This is a genomic window from Hydrogenophaga sp., from assembly GCF_026125825.1.
GTDB lineage: Bacteria > Pseudomonadota > Gammaproteobacteria > Burkholderiales > Burkholderiaceae_C > Hydrogenophaga.
Window position 1 is genome coordinate 65,975 of record NZ_JAHCKK010000007.1, and the last position, 20,554, is coordinate 86,528.

Genomic DNA, 20,554 nt, shown 5'->3' on the forward strand with positions numbered 1-20,554 from the left:
GCCTCAGGCGGGTTTGCGCAGCGTGTACTGCACCACGTCGATGTTCTGCTGCACGAACGCCGCTTCGCAGTAGGCGAGGTAGAACTCCCAGATGCGCAGGAAGCGCTGGTCAAAGCCCAGCTGCAGCACGCGCTCCTGTTCGCGCAGGAAATCCTCGCGCCAGTTCGCCAGCGTGCGCGCGTAGTCCTGGCCAAAGGCCAATTCATCCACCACCTCCAGCCCTGCGTGGCCGGCCTGGGCGCGCAGCTCGCTCGGGCATGGCAGGCAGCCGCCCGGGAAGATGTACTGCTGGATGAAGTCTGTGCCCTTGATATAGCGGTCGAAGTGCTCGTCGGCAATCACGATGCTCTGGATGCACGCCCGGCCGCCGGGCTTGAGCAGGCGCTCCACGGTCTGGAAGTAAGTGGGCCAGTACGAACGCCCCACCGCTTCGACCATTTCAATGGAGCAGATGGCGTCGAACGGCGCGTCGTCGATGTCGCGGTAATCCTGCAGCCGCAGATCGGCGCGGTCTTCGCGGCCGATGTCCTTGAGGCGCTGTCTCGCGAACGCCAGCTGTTCGGTCGACAGCGTCACCCCGACCACCGAGGCGTCGAACTCCGTGGTGGCTTTCTCCGCCAGCGCGCCCCAGCCGCAGCCGATCTCCAGCACCCGGTCGCCCGGGCGCACACCGGCCTGGCGCAGCGCGCGGCGCACTTTGGCGTGTTGCGCCATCACCATGGTCTGGTCCGGTGTCTCGAACCAGGCCGACGAGTAGTTCATGGTCTCGTCCAGCCACAGGCGGTAGAACGCGTTGCCCAGGTCGTAGTGGGCGTGGATGTTCTTGCGGCTGTTGGCCTTGGAGTTGCGGTTGAGCAGGTGCCGCACGCGGTAGGCCAGGCGGCCCAGCCACGAGCCGTAAACCATGTCCTCCACCTCGCGGCGGTTGGCCACCAGCAACGAGAGCAGCGAGGTCAGGTGCGGGGTGCTCCAGTCGCCGGCGATGTAGGTTTCGGCGAAACCGATGTCGCCCGATTTCAGCGTGGCGCTGCAGACGTTCCAGTTGTGCAGCTTCATGCTCGCGTGGGGGCCATCGGCTTGCCCGAAGCGCTGCACCGATCCATCGGGCAGTTGCAGCGTGAGGCTGCCGTGCACCAGGCGCTGCAACAGTTGCAGCGTGGTGCGGGCCGCGGCCGGCGTGTTGCGGGGCAGCTCGAAGCCCACGGGGTGGCGGGAAGTGGTGCTGTTCATGGTTGACGGGGCTCAGCGTTCGCAGTGGGTGCCGGGGAAGCGGCGGCGGTGACAAAGTCGCCCGGAGCGGGCGGTTGGCGGAAAAACGGGGCCTTGTGCCACCACAGGCGCAAGGCCTGCCAGTGGATGCGGGCGATCACGCCCAGGGTCATGGCAGGGTGGGACCACAGGGCGCGGCGCAGCGTGGCGGCGTTCAGTGGCAGCAACTCACCGCTCACGCTCGTGTTGAGCAGGGCCGCGTCATCCGCGCCGTCGAAGTAGTCGATGCGCGCCACGGTGCGGGCGCCCGGGCCTTGCGTGCGCATGAAGACGAAACGGTAACGCCCGCGCACAGGGCAGAACGGCGAGACGTGGAACACCTTGGCGGCCTCGCAGGGCTGGCCGTAGCGGGGCGAGTCGAGCAGGTAGCAGTGGCGTTCGCCAAACGTGTTGTTCACTTCCGCGAGCACCGCGCGGAGCGAACCGTCGAGGCGGTGGCAGTACCAGAAGCTCACCGGCTTGAAGCTGTAGCCCAGCATGCGCGGGTAGGTGTGCAGCCAGACCTCGCCCTGCGCATCCAGAATGCCGTGCTGGCGCAGCACCTCGTCCAGCCAGCCCAGGCTGTCTGCGCGGCCGTCACCATGGTCGGCATCGTGAAAGCTCAGCGCCGCGCGGCGGTTGCGCGCCAGTGCGCCAGGCCCGTGCTCGCGCAGGCTGCGCATCGGCAGCATCAGAAAGCAGGTGGCGTAGGCGAACGCGTGGTGGCGCGGCCGGTGGCGCGTATGGCGCACCTGGCCAAAGCCGAGCTGCGCCACGGCCGCCTTCATGCGAACACCCCGGGGAGCGCGGCGCGGCGCAGCTCGCTCTCGCTGGTCATCGGCACCAGGCCATGTGCGTCGATCAGGCCGCGCGCGGCCTGCAGGCCCGATTTCAGACCGTCCTCGTGAAAACCATAGCCGGTCCACGCCCCGGCGAACCAGGTGTGGCGTTGTCCCTGCAGGGCGGGAATCCCGGCCTGGGCGCGAATGGCCGCGAGGTCGAACACCGGATGCTCGTAGGCGTACTCGCCCAGCAACTGCGTGGGGTTGATCTCGCGCTGCGGGTTGAGCGAAACCACCACCGGTTGCCGCACGGGCAGCGGCTGCAGGCGGTTGATCAGGTAGTGCAGGCAGACGCTGGCCGACTCTTGATCGGCGGTGGGCGCGCGCTCGTAGTTCCAGGCCGCCCAGGCTCGCGGATTCTCCGGCAGCACCGAGGCATCGGTGTGCAGCACGGCGCGGTTGGGCTGGTAGCGGATGGCGCCGAGCAGCTCGCGCTCAGCCGCCGAGGCCTGGTTGCCGAGCAGGCGCAACGCCTGGTCGCTGTGACAGGCCATCACGATCGCATCGAAGCGCTCCACCTGGCCCGGCGAGACCACGCGCACGCCCTCGTCGTCCCGCAACACCTGCTGCACGGGTGTGAAAAGGCGCTTGTCGGCAACGCCCCGCAGGATCTTGCTCACGTACTGGCGAGCGCCACCAGCCACCGTGTGCCACTGAGGCCGGTTCCTCACCTGGATCAGACCGTGGTTGTGACAGAAGCGCACCATGGTGGCGACCGGGAACGCCAGCATCTGGTCGGTCGGGCAGCTCCAGATGCAACCCATCATGGGCAGAAAGTACCAGTCGCGGAACTCGGCGGAGAAGCGCTGCTCGCGCAGGAAATCGCCGAGCGGCTGCAGCAGCGGGCTGTCCGGCCGCAGGTCATCGCCCCGTTCGGCCAGGCGGGTGGTGACGCGGTTGAAGCGCGCGATGTCCGCCAGCATGCGCAAAAAGCGCGGGTTGGCGAGGTTGCGGCGCTGCGCGAACACGGAGGACAGGTCGCTCCCGCTCCATTCGAGCGCGTCACCGCCGGGCCCGGCCCCCGGTACCTGGACCGAGAACGACATGTCCGAGCGCGCGGTGGGCACCCCCAAAGCGCCGAGCAGGGCCAGCAGGTTGGGGTAGGTGCGTTCGTTGAGCACCAGAAAGCCGGTGTCCACGCCGAAGGTGGTGGGCACGCCGTAGGCATCGGGCAGGGTCACGTCCACCGTGTGCGTGTGGCCGCCGAAATAGTCGCCGGCCTCGTACAGGGTGATGTCCGCCAGACCCTGCAAAGTGTGGGCGGCCGCCAGGCCGGCAATGCCCGAGCCGACGATGGCCACGCGCGACGGCCGGGAGGACGCGGCGCGCGCAGACGAGAGGGAGGTGGGGGGGAGGACCGACTGCATGGACGGACCTCAGCGCCCTTGGGCCGCGCACCTCAGGGTGCTGCGGCCACGCAGGCCAATACAAAAGACTGCGAAGCGCCCCCAGACGAACAAGGGAGGGAGGGAGGAGGAGGAGAAGCGCCTCGGGATTGCAACCGGATCACGCAGACCCGGAAGGCTTCGCAGTGCAAAACGGAAATCGGCGGTCGGCACGCTGTCCGGCCTGCTGCTTACGACGCGCGGTCCGCGAGAAAAGTTCCATCCCTCGGTCCAAGGGCGCGCGAAGCAGAGACGGCTGGGCAGGGGCATGGTGGGTCGACTCGCAATGAAATACTTGTTGGTTCTGATTGTGACTGATGAGTCACAATTTAGTCGATAGAAACTTTTCTATGTCCTTGATGAACGCAGGGTTTTTGGGCTCGACGCCGCTGGCGTAGCTGCGCACCGTCTGGCCGTCGCGCGCGATCAGGTACTTGTGGAAGTTCCAGCGCGGGTGGTCGCCCGTCTTCTCGGCCAGCTGGCGGTACAGCGGATTCGTGTGGCGCCCGACCACGCTGGTCTTGCTGAACATCGGGAATTTCACGCCGAAGGTGTTCTCGCAGAAGTCGGCGATGGCCTGGTTGCTGCCCGGCTCCTGGCTGCCGAAGTCGTTGGCGGGAAAGCCCAGCACCACCAGCCCCTGGGACTGGTAGCGCGCGTACAGCGCCTCCAGCCCTTCGTACTGTTGGGTGAAGCCGCAGAAGCTCGCGGTGTTCACCACCAGCACGACCTTGCCGCTGTACTGGCACAGCGACTGGGGCTTTTCGTCCTGCAGGCGGTCGAAGCGGTGCTGCAGCAGCACGGGGCAGCCCACCGCCGTGGAGGCGGGCGCGGGGGAAGGCGTGGGCTGGGCCGAGGCGGGCCGGGCGATAGGGAGCGCCAGCGCGCCGATCAGGGCCAGGCTCAGAAAGTCGAGGTTCTTCATGCGGCAACTCCAGGGGTTCAAAAAATTCATTCCAACATGGGCCTGTCGCAAACTCAAGCGCGTCTGAGCTTCACTACGCAAGCGATGGCGAGGTGGATTCAAACCGGGCTCCGGAACTTTCCGGGGGCGCAAGTCCCGAACGATCGGGTGGTTTGTCGTTGCCCTGAAAGTCCGCCGCATAGAATGTCCGCGTTAAGAAAGACCACCATGCTCTATCCTGAACTCTTCAAACAACTCGAATCCGTGCGTTGGGACATGGACAAGGACATTCCCTGGGACAAGTTCGACGCCAGCGCGCTGACCGACGAACAGGCGCAGACCATCAAGATGAACGCCATCACCGAGTGGGCGGCGCTGCCGGCCACCGAGATGTTCCTGCGCGACAACCGCGACGACTCCGACTTCTCGGCCTTCATGTCGATCTGGTTCTTTGAAGAGCAGAAGCACTCGCTGGTGTTGATGGAGTACCTTCGCCGCTTCCGTCCCGACCTCGTGCCCACGGAGCAGGAGCTGCACGACATCCGTTTCGAATTCGATCCGGCGCCGCCGCTGGAGACGCTGATGCTGCACTTCTGCGGCGAGATCCGCCTGAACCACTGGTATCGCCGCGCCAGCGAATGGCACACCGAACCCGTGATCAAGCAGATCTACAGCACCCTCAGCCAGGACGAGGCCCGCCACGGAGGCGCCTACCTGCGCTACATGAAGCGCGCCATTGGCAAGTTCGGCAACGAGGCCCGCTCGGCCTTTGCCAAGGTGGGCGTGCTCATGGCCAGCGCACGGCGCACCGCCCAGGCGCTGCACCCGACCAACCTCCACGTGAACAAGAACCTGTTCCCCAACGACACCATCCAGAGCCGCCTGCCCAATCCCGAGTGGCTGGAGCACTGGCTGGACAAGCAGATCAACTTCGATGCGGTCTGGGAAACGCGCGTGGTCGACCGCATCCTGCACAACATGAGCCTGCTGATGGAGCAGAGCTTCAAGTCCGTGCAGGAACTCAACCGCTTCCGCAAGTCGGTCTCGGTCTCCGCTGCACCGTCGGCCGCCTGAGGCCTCAGGCGCTGCATCGCAAAAGCCCGCTCCTGCGGGCTTTTTGCTGGGCGCTTCAACGAGCGGTCGCGCGCCGCGCCCCAGGCAGGGCGGCGACCATCAGGCCCAGCACAACACCCCAGAACGCACCGGTCACGTGCGCGGCCTGGACCACCCAGAGTTGTTGGCCGGCGTCCCACACCAGCGGGTGTGACCAGCCGCGCTCGAGCACCACCTTGGTCAGCACGCCCCAGATCAGCAGAAGTCCCCAGAAGCGCGCACCGCGGATCGGGATCCGGGCCAGGGCGATCTGCACCGCCAGCAGCAGCGTGCCGGCGTGCATCAGCCCGGAGAGGCCGACCGCGTGGCCCACCTGTGGCCAGCACAGCAGCGAGATCTGGGTCAGCGGCCAGGCGAGCAGCCAGGCCATGGTGCAGCGCGCGTCGGGGCGCAGCACCCAGCCGACCGCGGCCACGCCGCCCATGGCCAGCAGATTGCTGATGAGGTGGGCGGGGTTGAGGTGCACCCAGGCGCTGGTCCAGATCGTCCAGGGGTGAGACCACCAGCCGGTCGAGCGCCAGGTCAGGGCCTGGGCCACGTCCGGCCCGGACCACGCCACCAGCAGGCTGAGGGCGGCGTGCAGGCCGCACAGCCACAGCCACAGCCAGTGGCGGCCCCGGGTCACACCGGTGGGGCGACGCGGCCGAGCACGTGCTGCCACATCGCCAGCACCGCGCGGGCGGCTTCCTCGACCCGCGCCGCGTCGACCTGCGTGGGCGCCTCGTCCAGCCGAGCGGTGTGCTGGATCTGGCGCAACTCGCGGTAGGCGCGGGCCGCGGCCTCGCCCATGCCGGGTTCGAGCAGGCCCGCGGCTTCGGCGCGCCGCAGCAGGTTGATGTTGCCGGTGTTCGCGCGCAGCTCGGGGTGCGTGCGCGAGTGCAGCAGCACGAGGTACTGCACCACGAACTCCACGTCCACCATGCCACCCGGGCTGTGCTTGACGTCAAAGCGTTCGCCTCGCACCGGGTGCGCTGCGCGCACCTTGCTGCGCATGGCGACAATCTCGGCGGCCAGCGAAGCGGCGTCGCGCTCGGCCGTGATCACGGCCTCGCGCACCGCGTCGAACCGGTCGGCGAGCGAGCGCGCACCGCCGCACGGCCCCACCGCAGCCCCCGCGCCCTCGGGCGGCAGCGGCGCAGCAGGGGGGGCGTCGGTTTCGCCGCCCAGCACGAAGCGCGCGCGCGTCATGGCCTGGTGCTCCCAGGTCCAGGCGGTGTTGCTGCCGCGCTGCTGCTGGTAGTTGGCGTAGGCCGTGAAGCTGGTGACCAGCAGGCCCGAGTTGCCGTTGGGCCGCAGCGCGGTGTCGATCTCGAACAGGTCGCCCTCGCCGGTCTTCACCGTGAGCCAGTTGATCATCTTGCGCACGAAGGCCGCGTAGATCTCCGCGGCGTTCTCGTGGTCGTCCTCGTAGACGAAGACGATGTCCAGGTCGCTGCCGTAGCCCAGCTCCTTGCCGCCGAGCTTGCCGTAGCCAATGATGGCGAAGCTGGGCCGCTCGCGGTGGCGGCTCTTGAGGCGCGCCCAGCACCAGCGCGCGGTGGTGCGAAGCACCGAGTCGGCCAGGGCCGAGAGGTCGTCGGCCACCTGCTCGACCGTGAGCACCTTCTCCACGTCGCGCGCCAGGGTGCGGAACACCTCGGCGTGGTGCGCGCGGCGCAGCAGGTTGAGCAGGGCCTCTTCGCCGTCCTCGCCGGTGGAGCGCAGCGCGGCGCGCCGTGCCTCCAGCTCGCCCTCGAACTGCGCCGCATCGAAGCGTTCGGTCAGCAACTGCTGGCTGGCGAGTTCGTCGATCACGCCAGGGTGCTGGATCAGGTAACGAGCGGGCCACTTGGCCGCGCCCAGCAGGCGCAGCAGGCGCTCGTGAACCGAGGGCCGCTCCTGCAGGAGGGCCAGGTAGCTCTCGCGGCGCAGCAGCGGCTCGATCCAGTCGGCCATGCGCTGCGCGGCCTCCTCGCTCACGCGGCCCTCGTCGATCCAGGCCCCGGTGCGCTGCACCAGCCGCACCAGCCGCGCGCGCGTGTCCTCGCGCAACGCGAGCACGCGCGGGTGTTCGCGCCACTGGCCCACGCGGCTCGCGAAGGCCGGTGGCAACTGCTCCAGCACGCCTTGCAGGTCGTCGGCCGCGCTGCGGCCGTTGGCGCCGTTCTTCTTGGTGCCACAGCCCTTGCCGTTGCAGCCGCCATGGGTCGGGCCGCCGAGCAGGGTGTCGAACTCCTGGGCCACCAGTTCGCGGTGGGCATCCAGCGCGTGCAGGAAGGCGCACATGTCGGGGTAGCCCAGCGTGGCCGCAAGCCAGTTCAGGTCGTCGTCGCGCGTGGGCATCACGTGGGTCTGCTGGTCGTCCAGGTACTGGATGCGGTGCTCGACCCGGCGCAGAAATTCGTAGGCCTGGGCCAGCGCGGTGGCCGTGGCCTGGGGCATCAGGCCGGCCTTGCACAGGCGCTGCAGCGCGTCCAGCGTGGGCCGCGTGCGCAGCTCGGGGAACTGGCCGCCACGCACCACCTGCAGCAATTGCACCGTGAACTCGATCTCCCGGATGCCGCCGCGCGAGAGCTTCACGTCGTTGGAGCGCCCGGGGTTGCCCGCCGCGCGCTTGGACGCGTGGTCGCGGATCTGCCGGTGCAGCGTGCGAAGCGCGTCGAACACGCCGTAGTCCAGGTAGCGGCGGAACACGAAAGGCAGCACGGTGCCGCGCAGTGCGCTGGCGCTGCGGTTCTGCACGCAGGCGGCGGGGGCGATGACGCGGCTCTTGAGCCAGGCGAAGCGCTCCCACTCGCGGCCTTGCACCAGGAAATACTCCTCGAGCGCCCCGAGGGAGACCGCGCTGGGCCCGGAGTTGCCATTGGGCCGCAGGGCCAGGTCCACGCGGAACACATTGCCGTGTTCGGTGGTCTCGCCCACGGTGTTGTAGATGTGCTTGACGGCCTTGCCGAAGTACTCGTGGTTGCTGATGCGCTGGCGGCCCTGGGCGTTGCCGGCGGTCTCGCCGTCCTGGTCGTAGACGTAGATCAGGTCGATGTCGCTGGACACATTGAGTTCGCGCGCGCCCAGCTTGCCCATGCCGATGACCCACAGCTGCGCGCGCTGCCGCTCGCCCGAGGGCGTGGTGAACTGGGGCGCACCGTGCAGCTCGTCCAGATCGGCGCAGGCCAGGGCACAGGCTTCGTCGAGCGCGAGTTCGGCCAGCTCGGTGACGGCGCGCGTGACCACGGCCAGCGGTGCCCCCTGCTCGCAGTCGAGCACGACCAGGCGCTCGAGCACCAGCTGGCGAAGCACGCGCAGGGCGGCGGGCACGGGCAGGCCGCGTTCGCGCAGCACACCCAGGCAGGCCCGCATGCTGGCGAGCACCGGCTCACCGGGGGGCAGGCAGGCGAGCTCGGCGGCGTAACGGCGGCGCACCCGCTGCACGAAGCGCGAATGATCGGCCTGGCGGTCGGGAGCCGTGAGTGGCGGGCAGGGGTTCACATTTGATGACAAAACGGGCGCTTCCGCTGTGGAACCTGTGAAATGGCTGGCCGTCATAATTTGCGGTGGACATGAATCAAAGCCCGGCTCCCATCGCCCCTGCCACGCGAACCCTCAAGACACTTTCGGTGGTGGCCCGGCTTTGCTTGTGGCTCGTGTTCCTGGCCTGGGGCCTCTTCGTGCTGACCTGGGCAGCGCTGAATTGGTGGATTGTGCCCCGAATCGCCGATTGGCGCCCTGAGCTGGAACGATGGGCCAGCAGCGCGGTCGGCGCCCCGGTCCGGGTGGGGGAGATCCGGGCCGACAAGACCCGCAGCGGCCTGGCCTTCCTGCCCGCCTTCATGCCGTCTTTCGAGCTGCGCGACGTGCAGCTGTTCGATCCCCAAGGCCGCGTCGCCCTGCAGCTGCCGCTGGTGCGCACCGCGGTCTCGGTGCGCTCGCTGTGGCACGGCAACTTCGAACAGGTCGTCATCGACCAGCCGGTGCTGGACGTGCGGCGCACCGCGCAAGGCCGCATCGAAGTGGCCGGCCTCGACATGGCCGGCCCTGGCCAGCGCGATGGCCGCGCTGCCGACTGGTTCTTCTCCCTGCGCGAGTTCGTGATCCAGAACGGCACCGTGCGCTGGACGGATGAGCTGCGCGCCCAGCCACCGCTGGCCCTGGGGGCCTTGACCTTCGTGGTGCGCAACACCGCGCGCACGCACCAGTTCCGGCTCGATGCCACACCGCCGCCCGAGTGGGGCGAGCGCCTGAGCGTGCGGGGGCGCCTGCGCGAACCCCTGATCGAACTGGGCGGGCGTGGCCCCGAGCAGGCGATCTGGCACAACTGGGACGGCGAGCTGTACGCGGACTTCACCCGGGTGGACGTGGCCCGGCTGCGCGCCTACGCGGACCTGTCGACCTGGGGGGTGGACGTGCGCGCCGGGCACGGCGCGCTGCGCGCCTGGGCCGAGGTGAACCATGGTGCCTTGGCAGGCGCCACGACCGACCTGGCGCTGCGCGACGTCGAAGCCCAGCTCGGCCCCGAGTTGCCGGCGTTGGCGATCGAGGAACTGCAGGGCCGGCTGACTGCACAGTGGTCCGACGCGGGTTTCAGCGTGTCCTCCGACGACCTGCGCTTTCGCACCCGCGAGGGGGTGGACTGGCCCAGCGGCCGGCTGCTGGTGCGGCACACCGCCGCCCGCGCCGGGCAGGGCGCGAGCACCGAAGTCAGCGCCGATCGCCTGGAGCTCGGCGCGATCGCGGCCCTCGCCAGCCGCCTGCCCTTGCCGGCCGAAGCGCATCGGCGGCTGGAGCAGTTGCGCCCCCAGGGTCGCGTGGATGGCCTGTCGGCCCGCTGGCAGCGCGCGGCCGCCTCGGCGCCGTCGGGCTGGGATCTGGCCGCTTACCAGGCCAAAGGGCGGGTCAGCGCTCTGGCGGTCGCCGGCGAGCCCAGCGGGCGCATGGCCCTCTCCGGGCGTTACCCCCTGCCCGGGCGCCCCGGCATCTCGGGAGCCACGGTGGATTTCGACCTCAGCCAGGCCGGCGGCCGGGCGCATGTCAGCGTGGCCGACGGCGCGCTGGAACTGCCCGATGTGTTCGAGGAACCCAGCGTCGCGGTCGACCAGCTGGCCGCCGATCTGTCCTGGCGCGTGCAGGGCGAGCGCATCGAAGCCCAGCTCGACAACGTGCGCCTGAGCAACGCCGATGCCGAGGGCACGGCCCAGCTGCGGTGGCAGACCAGCGAGGTCCCCGCCGGGACGACCGCTTCGCGCTTTCCCGGCGTGCTCGACCTCACCGCCACGCTCACCCGCGCCGACGCCACGCGCGTGCACCGCTACCTGCCGCTGTCCGTGAATGCCGATGCGCGCCACTACGTGCGCGAGGCGGTGCGAGGCGGCAGCTCCAACCGAGTCGAGTTCCGCGTGCAGGGGCCGCTCGATCACGCGCCCTTCGACCGGCCCGGCGATCGCGGCGAGTTCCGCATCAGCGCTGCGCTGCGCAACGTGGACTTCGACTACATCCCGGCCTACCTGCAGAAAGCCGGTGAGATGGGCTGGCCCGCGCTGCGCGGTGTCTCGGGCGATCTGCTGCTCGACCGCGCCTCGCTCAAGCTCACTGCGCTCGAAGGCGGCGTGGCGAACGCGCCCGGTGTGCGCCTGAGCAAGGGCCAGGTGGGCATCGAGCACCTGGGCCACGACGGCGTGCTGGTGGTGAGCGCCCAGGCCCAGGGGCCGGCGAACGAGGCCCTGGGCTTCGTGCAGGGCTCGCCATTGAATGCCATGACCGGCCAGGCGCTCGCCCGCGCCCGCAGCGGCGCCGGGGCCGCGCAGGTGGGGTTTGCGCTGCGCGTGCCGCTGGCCGACCCCCACGCCACCAAGGTCAGCGGCACCGTCCGGCTCGAGGGCAGCGACCTGCAGGTCAGCCCCGATGCCCCCCTGCTGGGGCGCGCCAGCGGCCAGCTGGCGTTCAGCGAATCCGGCTTTTCGGTCAAGGCCGCCCAGGCCCGCGTGTACGGCGGCGATCTGCGCTTCGAGGGTGGCATGCAGGCCGATGCCAAGGGCGTGACTCAGGTCCAGTTCCGGGGCCAAGGCCTGGCCAGCGCGGAAGGCCTGCGCGAGGCCGGGCTGGGGTTTGTTTCGCGCCTCTTCCAGCACGCCAGCGGCAGCACGGCCTACACGGCCCAGCTCGGCATCCGCGCGGGCGTGCCCGAATGGCAGGTGACGAGCAACCTGCAGGGCATGGCGCTGAACCTGCCGGCGCCCTTGAACAAGGCGGCCGAGGCCAGCCTGCCGCTGCGCTACGACAACCATGTGCTCAGCGTGGTGGGTGAGCGCGCGCGCACCGACCGGCTGGCGATCCAGCTCGGCTCCTCGCTGGCGCCGGTGGCCTCGCTGCAATACGAGCGCGAACTCGGGGCTGGCGAACCGCGCGTCCTGCGGGGGGCCATCTCGATCGGTGTGGACAGCGACAACACCGCCGCCTCCCTCCCCACCGAGGGGGTGGTGGCCCATGTGCAGTTCGCCCAGCTCGACACCGATGCCTGGGAGCGCGCGTTCAGCACCACCACCGGGGTGGACGTGCGCACGGCCGCCACCGCCGGCGCCACGGTGCTGCCACGCGTGGGCCCGGTGGCCGACCCGAATGCCAGCCTGAGCTACCTGCCCACCACCCTGGCGGTGCGCGCGGACCGCCTCACGGTGCGCGGGCGCCACTTCCACCGCGTGGTGCTGGGGGGCTCGCGCGAGGGCGCGCAGTGGCAGGCCAACATCGATGCCAACGAACTCAATGGCTACGTCTCGGTGCGCCAGGCCGGCGCCGGCACGGCGGGCAACATCTACGCGCGCCTCAAGCGCCTTCAACTGGAGCCTTCGGCGGCCAACGACGTCGAACAGCTGCTGGATCAGCCCACCACCAGCGTGCCTTCGCTGGACATCGCGGTGGACGAGCTCACCATGGCCGGCCGCAACCTGGGCCGCGTCGAGGTCGAGGCCATCAACCGTGGCGGGCCCTTGCGCGGCAGCGAGTGGCGCCTGACCCGCTTGCGCGTGGCCTCGCCCGAGGCGCGCCTGAGCGCCACCGGCAACTGGGTCGCCTCTGGTGCCGGCGCGGCCGGCCAGCGCCGCACCGCCCTCAATTTCCGGCTCGACATCGACGACTCCGGCCAGTTGCTCAACCGCTTTGGCCGCGAAGGCCTGGTGCGCGGTGGCCGGGGCCGCCTGGAAGGCAACATCGGCTGGATCGGCTCGCCGCTGGCCATCGACTACCCCAGCCTGTCGGGCCAGATCCATGCCGACATCGAACGCGGCCAATTCCTCAAGGTCGATCCGGGGGCCGGGCGCCTGCTGGGCGTGCTCAGCCTGCAGGCCCTGCCGCGCCGGCTGGTGCTCGATTTCCGGGACGTGTTCTCCGAAGGCTTCGCATTCGACTTCGTGCGAGGCGATGCGCGCATCGAGCAGGGGGTGCTGCACACCAACAACCTCCAGATGAAAGGGGTGAACGCCGCCGTGCTGATGGAAGGCAGCGCCGACATCGCGCGCGAGCAGCAGGACCTCAAGGTGGTGGTGGTGCCCGAGATCAACGCGGGCACCGCCTCGCTGATCGCCACGGCCATCAACCCGGCCATCGGCCTGGGCACGTTCCTGGCCCAGTTCCTGCTGCGCCAGCCGCTGCAGTCGGCCACGACGCAGGAGTTCCGCATCACCGGCAGCTGGGCCGACCCGCAGGTGGACAAGGTCGAGCGGGCGTCCCCGGCCGCCGTGGCACCGCGCGACCCCACGCCCGTGCTGCAGTAAGCTGTGCAGCTTCACCGAAAGGACATCGCATGAAAGTCGCCGCCATCCAGATGGTTTCGGGCATCAGCCTGGACGTCAACCTCAGCGAAGCCCTGCGCCTGTTGCGCCAGGCCGCCGCTGGCGGGGCCGAGCTCGCGGTGCTGCCCGAGTACTTCTGCTTCATGGGCGCGCGCGACGAGGACAAGCTGGTGCTGGCCGAAACGCCGGGCCTGGGCAAGGTGCAGGATTTCCTCTCCGACGCCGCGCGCGATCTGGACATGTGGATCGTCGGCGGGACGTTGCCCATGGCCACCGACGACCCCAGCCATGCGGCCAACGCCTCGGTGGTCTACAACCCCCGCGGCGAGAGCGCCAGCCGCTACGACAAGATCCACCTGTTCCGCTACGACAACGGCACCGAGCACTACGACGAAGCCACGGTGCTGGTGGCCGGAGACACGCCCACCGTGTTCGAGTGCCGGGACCACGCCGGCCAGGACTGGCGTGTGGGCCAGAGCGTGTGCTACGACCTGCGCTTTGGCGAGCTCTACCGCATGCTGGCCGCGGACATCCTGCTCGTGCCGGCGGCCTTCACCTACACCACCGGCCGCTCGCACTGGGAGGTGCTGCTGCGCGCCCGCGCGATCGAGAACCAGGCCTTCGTGATCGCCAGCGCCCAGGGTGGCGTGCACGAGAACGGCCGGCGCACCTGGGGCCACAGCATGGTGATCGACCCCTGGGGCGACGTCATGGCCCTGCAGGCCGAAGGCCCGGGCGTGGTGCTGGCCGACCTGGACATCGAGCGGCTGCGCAGCGTGCGCCAACAACTGCCCTCGCTGCAGCATCGCCGCCTCTGATCGGCTGGTCATGGAGCGTTCGCACCTGCTGCGCGCGTGGCGCGAAAGCCTTCGTTCGCTCCGCTGGCGCCTGTGGGCGGCCTTGCTGCTGCTGGTGGTGGCGCTGCTGGGGGTGCTCATCTTCCTGGCCGCCGAATACGAAGAGGCGCGCGACCAGACCGCGCTGGAGCAGGACGCCGCCTCGCTGGCCAGCGACATCCGCAGCAGCCTGGTCCGCAATGTGCAGACCCTGCAGTCGCTGCACAGCGTCGCGCCCACCGCCGATTCCTGGGCTTTCCCGGCCGCCGAGCTGATGGCGCAGCACCGGGAGATCGTGCGGCTCGAATGGCGCGACAACGCACAACAGGTGGTCGCCGAGCGCGACACGCCCTTCATCCCCGACCTGTTCGGCTACCTCGACCGCGGCCAGGCCCTGCCCGAGGTGCGCCTGGCCTGCGACCACGCGCGGCGCCTGTCCGGGCCGGCCTACTCCAGCAGCTACTTCTGGCCGCTGCGCCACGGCAAGGGCCTGGAGCTGATCGAGATGTGCCTGCCGGTGGCGCGCGCCGGCTTGCCCAATGGCTTTCTGGTGGCCACCTATTCGCTGCCCGGCCTGCTGTCGGAACTCACCAACCGCGACCTGCTGCGCGGCCGCGGGCTGGCCTTCAACGAGGCCGACGGCACGCGCCTGGCCCTGCACAGCATGGTCACCGGCACGCGCCGCACCCTCACCGCGCGCCAGGTGCTCGACCTGCCGGGCCACACGCTGATCCTGCAATTGCAAAGCCCGCGCCTGTTGCGGGGCCTGTTCCCCAACGTGCTCACCGCCATGGTCAGCGCGCTGTCGCTGGCGCTGCTGTCGGTGCTGCTCCTGCTCGGGCGCGACATCCGCCGCCGCCAGCGCGCCGAGATGGAGGTGGCCCAGGCCCTGGCATTCCGCAAGGCGATGGAGGACTCGCTGGTGACCGGTCTTCGTGCGCGCGACATGCAGGGGCGCATCACCTACGTGAATCCGGCGTTCTGCGACATGGTGGGCCTCACGGCCGAACAGCTCGTGGGCACCGGCCTGCCGGCGCCTTGGTGGCCGCCCGAGCTGGTCGACGAGTACCAGCAGCGCCAGATGGTGCGGCTGGCCGGGCAGGTGCTGCCGCGCGAGGGCTACGAGTCGGTGTTCCAGCGATCTGACGGCACGCGCTTCCCGGTGCTCATCATCGAGGCGCCGCTGATCGACGCGCACGGCAAGCAGACCGGTTTCATGAGCGCCATCCTGGACCTGACCGAGCAGCGCCGGGTGGAAGATCTCAACCGCGCCTCGCAGGAGCGCCTGCAGGCCACGGCGCGCCTGGCCACCATGGGCGAGATGGCGTCGCTGCTGAGCCACGAGCTCAACCAGCCCCTGGCCGCGATCTCGAGCTACGCCAGCGGCACGCTCAACCTGCTGGAGCAGCACGAGGGCCCGGGGGGCTCGGTGGTGGACCCGGTGCAGGCCGACCTCATGCAGGCCGTGCGGCGCATCGGCGAACAGGCCGAGCGCGCGGCGCGCGTCATCAAGAGCGTGGCCGACTTCGTGCGGCGGCGGCAGCAGGTGCGCGAGGCGGTCACGCCCAAGAGCCTGATCGACGCCATCCTTCCGCTGCTGAGCCTGCAGGCCAAGAAGCAGGGCATCCGGTTGCAGATCCAGATCGCGCCCGATTGCCCCTCGGTGCTGTGCGACCGCACCATGGTCGAGCAGGTGCTGCTCAACCTCGCGCGCAATGGCATGCAGGCCATGCCGCTGACCGATCCCGCCTCGCGCATGAGCCTGCGCTTGCTGCGCCTGGAGGTGGGGCAGGCGCGGCTGCACTCGGGCCTGGCCCCGGGTGGCTTGCCGCAGAAGACCTGGGTGGCGTTCTCCGTCACCGACCATGGCATGGGCCTGTGCGAGGAGGTGCAGGCCAAGCTGTTCACGCCTTTCTTCACCACCCGCGCCGAGGGCATGGGCCTGGGGCTGAGCCTGTGCCGCACCGTGATCGAGCAGCACGGCGGCGCGCTCACCCACGAGCCCAACCAGCCGCGCGGCACCGTGTTCCGCTTCACCCTGCCCGGTGCCGCATGACCTCCGCAGCGAGGTGGCTGGGCCCAGGGCGCTCGAGGATCCGGCCGGGCCGGTCTCGGCGCGCGCCCGCCGTGAGGGGGGACGCGCGTCAGCGCGGCGGGGGGTGCCCTTTATCATCCGGCCCATGACGCAGCATCCCGACGCGAAGATCTACCTCGTTGACGACGACGCCGAGGTGCGCCAGGCTCTGGCCTGGCTGCTGCGCACGCGCCGCCTGCTCAGCGAGGGCTACGACCATGCCGAGGCCTTCCAGACCGAGGCCGCCGTGTGGACCCAGGCCCCCGAGGCGCCGTGTTGCGTGGTGCTCGACGTGCGCATGCCCGGCATGAGCGGGCTCACGCTCTTCGAGCGCATGCAGCAGCTGCCCTGGAAGGCGGCGGTGCCGGTCATCTTTCTCTCCGGCCATGCCGACGTGCCCACGGCGGTCGATGCCGTCAAGCGCGGCGCCTTCGACTTCTGCGAGAAACCGTTTTCGGACAACGCGCTGGTCGACCGCGTCGAGCAGGCGCTGGACCGCTCGGCCCAGGTGCTGGCCCAGCAGCGCATCCAGCGCGAACTGCAGCAGCGCCTGGACAGCCTGACCGATCGCGAGCGCGACGTGATGGACCTCGTGATCGCCGGCCTGCCCAACAAACTCGTGGCCGACCAGCTCAACATCAGCGTGCGCACGGTGGAGGTGCACCGCTCGCGCGTGTTCGACAAGATGGGCGTGAAGTCCGCGGTCGAGCTGGCCAACGTGCTGCGCCCGCCATGAGCGGCGGCGTTCGCCTCAGTCGCGCCGCGATGGCGGGGCTTCGTCCTTGTCGCGTGGCGCCGCCTCGTCGGGCAACTCGCCTTTCTTGCGACCGGAGAACATGGTCCACCACACGATGAACACCAGCAACACCAACGCGCCAAGCGCTTCGAGCAACAACAGGGTCATGGGAACGGGCGGCGTCTGTGCAGTGGATGGTGGAACGGGCAGCGGCCCGAGGGCGCTGCGCTGGGTCGTCAGCGCCCTGATTGTAGGAAGCCTGGCCGCCTGCGCGATCGACCCCCGCACCTATCCCCCCATGCCGCCACCGGTCACCGGTGTGCCGCCGGTGGTGGCGGCCCCCGATGACACCGTGCTGCCCGCGCCGATGCAGCGCGGCAAGAGCCGCTGGGTGCCGGTGCGCTGGAGCGAGCTGCCGGGCTGGGGACAGGACAGCCTGCACGAGGTGTGGAACGCCTGGGTGCGCGGCTGCGAGCGGCCGGTGGCGGGCCACGCGGGCCTGTGCGCCGAGCTGCGCCAGCTCTCCATCGCCACCGCCGCCGAGCAGCAGGCCTGGGTGATGCGCCGCTTCCTGCCCTACCGCGTCACCGAGGTCGACGGCAGCCTGCCCAGCGGCCTGCTCACCGGTTACTACGAGCCCATCATGGCCGCCAGCCGTGTGCCCACCGCCACCTACCGCGTGCCGCTCTTTGGCCCGCCACCGGGCTTGCGGCCGGGCCAGGCCTGGTACAGCCGCCAGGAGATCGACACGTTGCCCGCCGCGCAGGCGGCGCTGCAGGGCCGCGCCGTGGCCTGGCTGGCCGACCCCATCGACGCGCTGATCTTGCAGATCCAGGGCTCGGGCCGCCTGAACATCGCCGAGGCCGATGGCCGCACGCGCCAGGTGCGCGTGGCCTTCGCGGCGCACAACGGCCACCCTTATCAGAGCGTGGGCCGCTGGCTGCTTGACCAGCGCGCCATCAACGAGGCGTCCTGGTCGGCCATCAAGGCGTGGGCGGTGCAGAACCCGCAGCGCCTCAACGAAATGTTGTGGAGCAACCCGCGCACGGTGTTCTTCCGCGAGGAAGCGCTCTCGGAGCTGGACGCGCGCTTCGGCCCGCGCGGCGCGCAGAACGTGCCACTCACGCCCGGGCGCTCGATCGCGGTCGATCCGCAGAGCATTCCCTACGGCACGCCGGTGTGGCTGGCCACGCAGGGCCCGACGATGAACGCGCAGCGCCTGGTGATGGCGCAGGACACGGGCGGCGCCATCGTGGGCGCGGTGCGCGCCGACCTGTTCACAGGCTGGGGCGGCTGGAGCGACGAGGCCTACCTCACGGCCGCCGCGCTCAAGCAGCCGCTGCAGCTGTGGGCGCTCTGGCCTCGCTGACGCCATGACAGCAGGTCTTTGGCAAGGTTGACCCGCGCGGCCGCCCCGGCGGGCCAGCGCTCGCCGGCGGCTTCGAAGTCCGGGTGCGTCAGGCGGATCATCAGGCGGTGGTGTTCGCGCAACTGCGCCGGCTCGAATGCCGGCGTCAGGCCCAGCACGGTGTAGGGGTCCGCTCCCGGGCGCAGCATCACGGTGCGCACGAAGAAGCGCGCCGCGCGGCGCAGGTCAAGGTTGCTCGAGGCGTCTGCCGGCAGGCCCTCCACCACGCGCCCGGCGGCCAGCCGCATCACGCTGTCGATGTGCGCAAACAGCGGGCGCGGTTCGCGCCGGGCCACCGGGTAGCGGCCGGGTGCCCGCTCGAAGGCGAGCAGCGCCGGCAGCAGGCGTCTGCCGTCGGGCGGGGTCACCGCCTGGCCCCGCGTGAGGCGCGCGGCCAGGCGACGCGCCTCGGGAATGGCCCCGTGCCACGCATGTCAGGCGGCGGACGGGTCCAGGGTGGGCTCGATGCGGGTCCCGGGCGGCAATGCGACCGGGGCCGGGCGGTGCACCGGTGCCGGCTTCGCCTCGCGCGGCGCAGGCGGTGCGCCGTGGCCGTAGTAGGCCGCGTAGGCGTGGTCGTTGCTGTGCTCGTTGCGCGCGTGCGTGAGCACCACGCCCATCGGGGCCAGGCCGGCGGTGCGCAGGCGGCGCAGCGCGTCCTTCATGCTGTCCTTGCGCGTGCCACCGGCCTTCACCGCCAGCACGATGTCGGGAATCTGGTTGCCCAGCACGATCGCGTCGGCCAGGCCCAGAAGCGGCGGCCCGTCGATCACGATCTGCGTGTAGCCCAGGGCCTGCGCCTGCTCCAGCACGGCGCCCAGCCGGGGGCCCATGAGCAGCTCGACCGGGTCGGGCGGCAGGGGGCCGGCGGTGATCACACCCAGGTTGGCCACCGCCGCGTCCTGGATCACGCCCGCGATGGCGCGGTCGGCGTCCAGCAGGCTGGAGAGCCCGCGCTCGTTGGAGAGCTTGAGCATCTTGTGCAGGCTGCCCTTGCGCATGTCCGCATCGATCAGCAGCACCTTCTGGCCCAGCTGGGCGAAGTTGATGGCCAGCGCGAGCGCGGTCGTGCTCTTGCCCTCGCTGTGGCCGCAGCTGGTCACCATGAAACGCTGGGGCGGCCCTTCGGGCGAGCCGAACTGCAGCACGGTGCGCACGGATCGGTAGGACTCGGCGAAGGTGCTGCGCGGCTCGCGGTGGGCCAGCAGCGCCACCGGTTCGCGGCGCACGCGCGGGCCCCGGGTGAACGGGATCAGGCCCAGCAAGGGCAGGCGGTAGGTGCCCTCGATGTCGTTGGCGTTCTTCACCGAGTCGTCCATCTGCTCGCGCAGCAGGGCGGTCAGCATGCCAAGGAACAGCCCCAGCACCAGGCCCAGCCCGATGTTGATCTTCAGGTTGGGCGAGGCCGGGAAGCGCGGCACCGCGGCCTGGTCGACGATGCTCACGTTGTTGGTGGTGATGCCCGCGGTCACGCTCACCTCGCGCAGGCGCTGCAGCAGGCTGTCGTAGACCTGCCGGTTGGTGTCGAGCTCGCGGCTGAGCAGGTTCATGTCCACGCTGCGGTCCTGCACCGTGAGCACCTCGCTGCGGCTGGCGGCCACCTTGCTCTTGAGCTGTTCCTCGGCCTTCACGGCGGCCATGTACTGGCCGCGGATGCTGGAGAGGATGTTGTTCACCTCGGTCTTGATGCGCGAGTCGAGCTCGGCGATCTGGGCGCGCGCCTGCACCATGGCCGGGTAGTCCGGCTTGAACACGCTGCGGTTCTTCGCATACTCGGCTTCAAGGCGTGCGCGCTGTTCCTTGTAGGCGCGGATCGCCTCGTTGACCACCGCCTGCGGGGCGCTTTCCGGGTTGAGCCGGACCTGGTTGTACAGCGTCTCGGCTTTGATGCGCTCCTGCTGGGCCTGGGTCAGCGCGGTGGAGAAGTCCACGAAGGTCTGGGTGGTGGCGCTGCCCTTGTCGCCCAGGTTCAGGATCTGGTTCTTCTTGGCGTACTCGTTGATCACGCGCTCGCTCTCCTCCAGCTTGGCCTTGCTCTGGCGGATCTGCTCCTCCAGGAACTGGCGCGCGTAGGTCGAGGAGTCCAGCCGGCGCTCAATGTGCATGGCGATGAACGCCTTGGCCATCGTGTTGGCGATGGCGGCGGCCAGATCCGGGTCGGCGTTGCGCACGCTCACCTCCACCAGCCGCGAGTTGCGCACCGGCTCCACGGTGACGGCCTGCTGGAACTGCGCCAGCGTGCCCGCCCGGC

Annotated in this window: 15 protein-coding genes; 6 read left to right on the plus strand and 9 right to left on the minus strand. The window is 70.0% G+C overall.

The window, feature by feature from the left end; genetic code table 11:
• Nucleotides 1–3: 3 nt before the first annotated feature.
• The 4 genes from KIT86_RS04935 to KIT86_RS04950 form a co-directional block, all read right to left on the minus strand.
• Complete coding sequence (locus tag KIT86_RS04935) at nt 4–1,230, minus strand: cyclopropane-fatty-acyl-phospholipid synthase family protein (protein WP_297395546.1); 1,227 nt, start codon at nt 1,228–1,230, stop codon at nt 4–6.
• Nucleotides 1,227–2,036, minus strand: coding sequence for a DUF1365 domain-containing protein (locus KIT86_RS04940; RefSeq protein WP_297395548.1), 810 nt, complete (start codon nt 2,034–2,036; stop codon nt 1,227–1,229). The genes KIT86_RS04935 and KIT86_RS04940 overlap by 4 nt, the downstream gene beginning before the upstream one ends.
• Nucleotides 2,033–3,457, minus strand: a complete 1,425-nt coding sequence (locus tag KIT86_RS04945) for an FAD-dependent oxidoreductase (protein WP_297395550.1) — start codon at nt 3,455–3,457, stop codon at nt 2,033–2,035. Before KIT86_RS04945 ends, KIT86_RS04940 begins: the two co-directional genes overlap by 4 nt.
• 340 nt (nt 3,458–3,797) lie before the next feature.
• Nucleotides 3,798–4,400: a glutathione peroxidase gene (locus KIT86_RS04950; protein WP_297395552.1), complete on the minus strand. Its 603-nt coding sequence runs from the start codon at nt 4,398–4,400 to the stop codon at nt 3,798–3,800.
• 207 nt (nt 4,401–4,607) lie between these two features.
• Here KIT86_RS04950 and KIT86_RS04955 point away from each other — a divergent pair, with 207 nt between their 5' ends.
• Nucleotides 4,608–5,453, plus strand: a complete 846-nt coding sequence (locus KIT86_RS04955) for a ferritin-like domain-containing protein (protein ID WP_297395554.1) — start codon at nt 4,608–4,610, stop codon at nt 5,451–5,453.
• Between the two features lie 55 nt (nt 5,454–5,508).
• Here KIT86_RS04955 and KIT86_RS04960 read toward each other — a convergent pair whose 3' ends face one another.
• Together KIT86_RS04960 and glnE are read right to left on the minus strand one after the other, a co-directional pair.
• Nucleotides 5,509–6,117, minus strand: a complete 609-nt coding sequence (locus tag KIT86_RS04960; RefSeq protein WP_297395556.1) for a hypothetical protein — start codon at nt 6,115–6,117, stop codon at nt 5,509–5,511.
• Entirely contained in the window at nt 6,114–9,014 is a 2,901-nt protein-coding gene (glnE, locus tag KIT86_RS04965; protein ID WP_297395558.1) for a bifunctional [glutamate--ammonia ligase]-adenylyl-L-tyrosine phosphorylase/[glutamate--ammonia-ligase] adenylyltransferase, read from the minus strand. Before glnE ends, KIT86_RS04960 begins: the two co-directional genes overlap by 4 nt.
• Nucleotides 9,015–9,028: 14 nt before the next feature.
• On the opposite strand from glnE, the gene KIT86_RS04970 reads away from it, so the two are divergent.
• The 4 genes from KIT86_RS04970 to KIT86_RS04985 all read left to right on the plus strand — a co-directional run bounded on the left by KIT86_RS04970 (nt 9,029) and on the right by KIT86_RS04985 (nt 16,895).
• Nucleotides 9,029–13,231 (plus strand): YhdP family protein, encoded by a 4,203-nt coding sequence (locus KIT86_RS04970; RefSeq protein WP_297395560.1) that lies wholly within the window; start codon nt 9,029–9,031, stop codon nt 13,229–13,231.
• A gap of 29 nt (nt 13,232–13,260) precedes the next feature.
• Nucleotides 13,261–14,067, plus strand: coding sequence for a carbon-nitrogen hydrolase family protein (locus KIT86_RS04975; RefSeq protein ID WP_297395561.1), 807 nt, complete (start codon nt 13,261–13,263; stop codon nt 14,065–14,067).
• Nucleotides 14,068–14,077: 10 nt separating this feature from the next.
• On the plus strand, nt 14,078–16,141 hold the full coding sequence (locus tag KIT86_RS04980; protein WP_297395562.1) for a nitrogen regulation protein NR(II): 2,064 nt from the start codon (nt 14,078–14,080) through the stop codon (nt 16,139–16,141).
• A 124-nt stretch (nt 16,142–16,265) separates the two neighbouring features.
• Nucleotides 16,266–16,895, plus strand: a complete 630-nt coding sequence (locus KIT86_RS04985; protein WP_297395563.1) for a response regulator — start codon at nt 16,266–16,268, stop codon at nt 16,893–16,895.
• Between the two features lie 15 nt (nt 16,896–16,910).
• On the opposite strand, the gene KIT86_RS04990 is transcribed toward KIT86_RS04985, so the two are convergent.
• Complete coding sequence (locus tag KIT86_RS04990; RefSeq protein ID WP_297395564.1) at nt 16,911–17,063, minus strand: hypothetical protein; 153 nt, start codon at nt 17,061–17,063, stop codon at nt 16,911–16,913.
• Here KIT86_RS04990 and KIT86_RS04995 point away from each other — a divergent pair.
• Nucleotides 16,996–18,264, plus strand: coding sequence for an MltA domain-containing protein (locus KIT86_RS04995; RefSeq protein WP_297395565.1), 1,269 nt, complete (start codon nt 16,996–16,998; stop codon nt 18,262–18,264). The genes KIT86_RS04990 and KIT86_RS04995 overlap by 68 nt on opposite strands.
• Here KIT86_RS04995 and KIT86_RS05000 read toward each other — a convergent pair.
• Together KIT86_RS05000 and KIT86_RS05005 are read right to left on the minus strand one after the other, a co-directional pair.
• Nucleotides 18,204–18,671 carry a J domain-containing protein gene (locus KIT86_RS05000; protein WP_297395566.1) on the minus strand — a complete coding sequence of 156 codons (468 nt, stop codon included), beginning with the start codon at nt 18,669–18,671 and terminating at the stop codon, nt 18,204–18,206. The genes KIT86_RS04995 and KIT86_RS05000 overlap by 61 nt on opposite strands.
• A 66-nt stretch (nt 18,672–18,737) precedes the next feature.
• The coding region (locus KIT86_RS05005; protein ID WP_297395568.1) for a polysaccharide biosynthesis tyrosine autokinase at nt 18,738–20,554 on the minus strand (1,817 nt) is incomplete at its 5' end.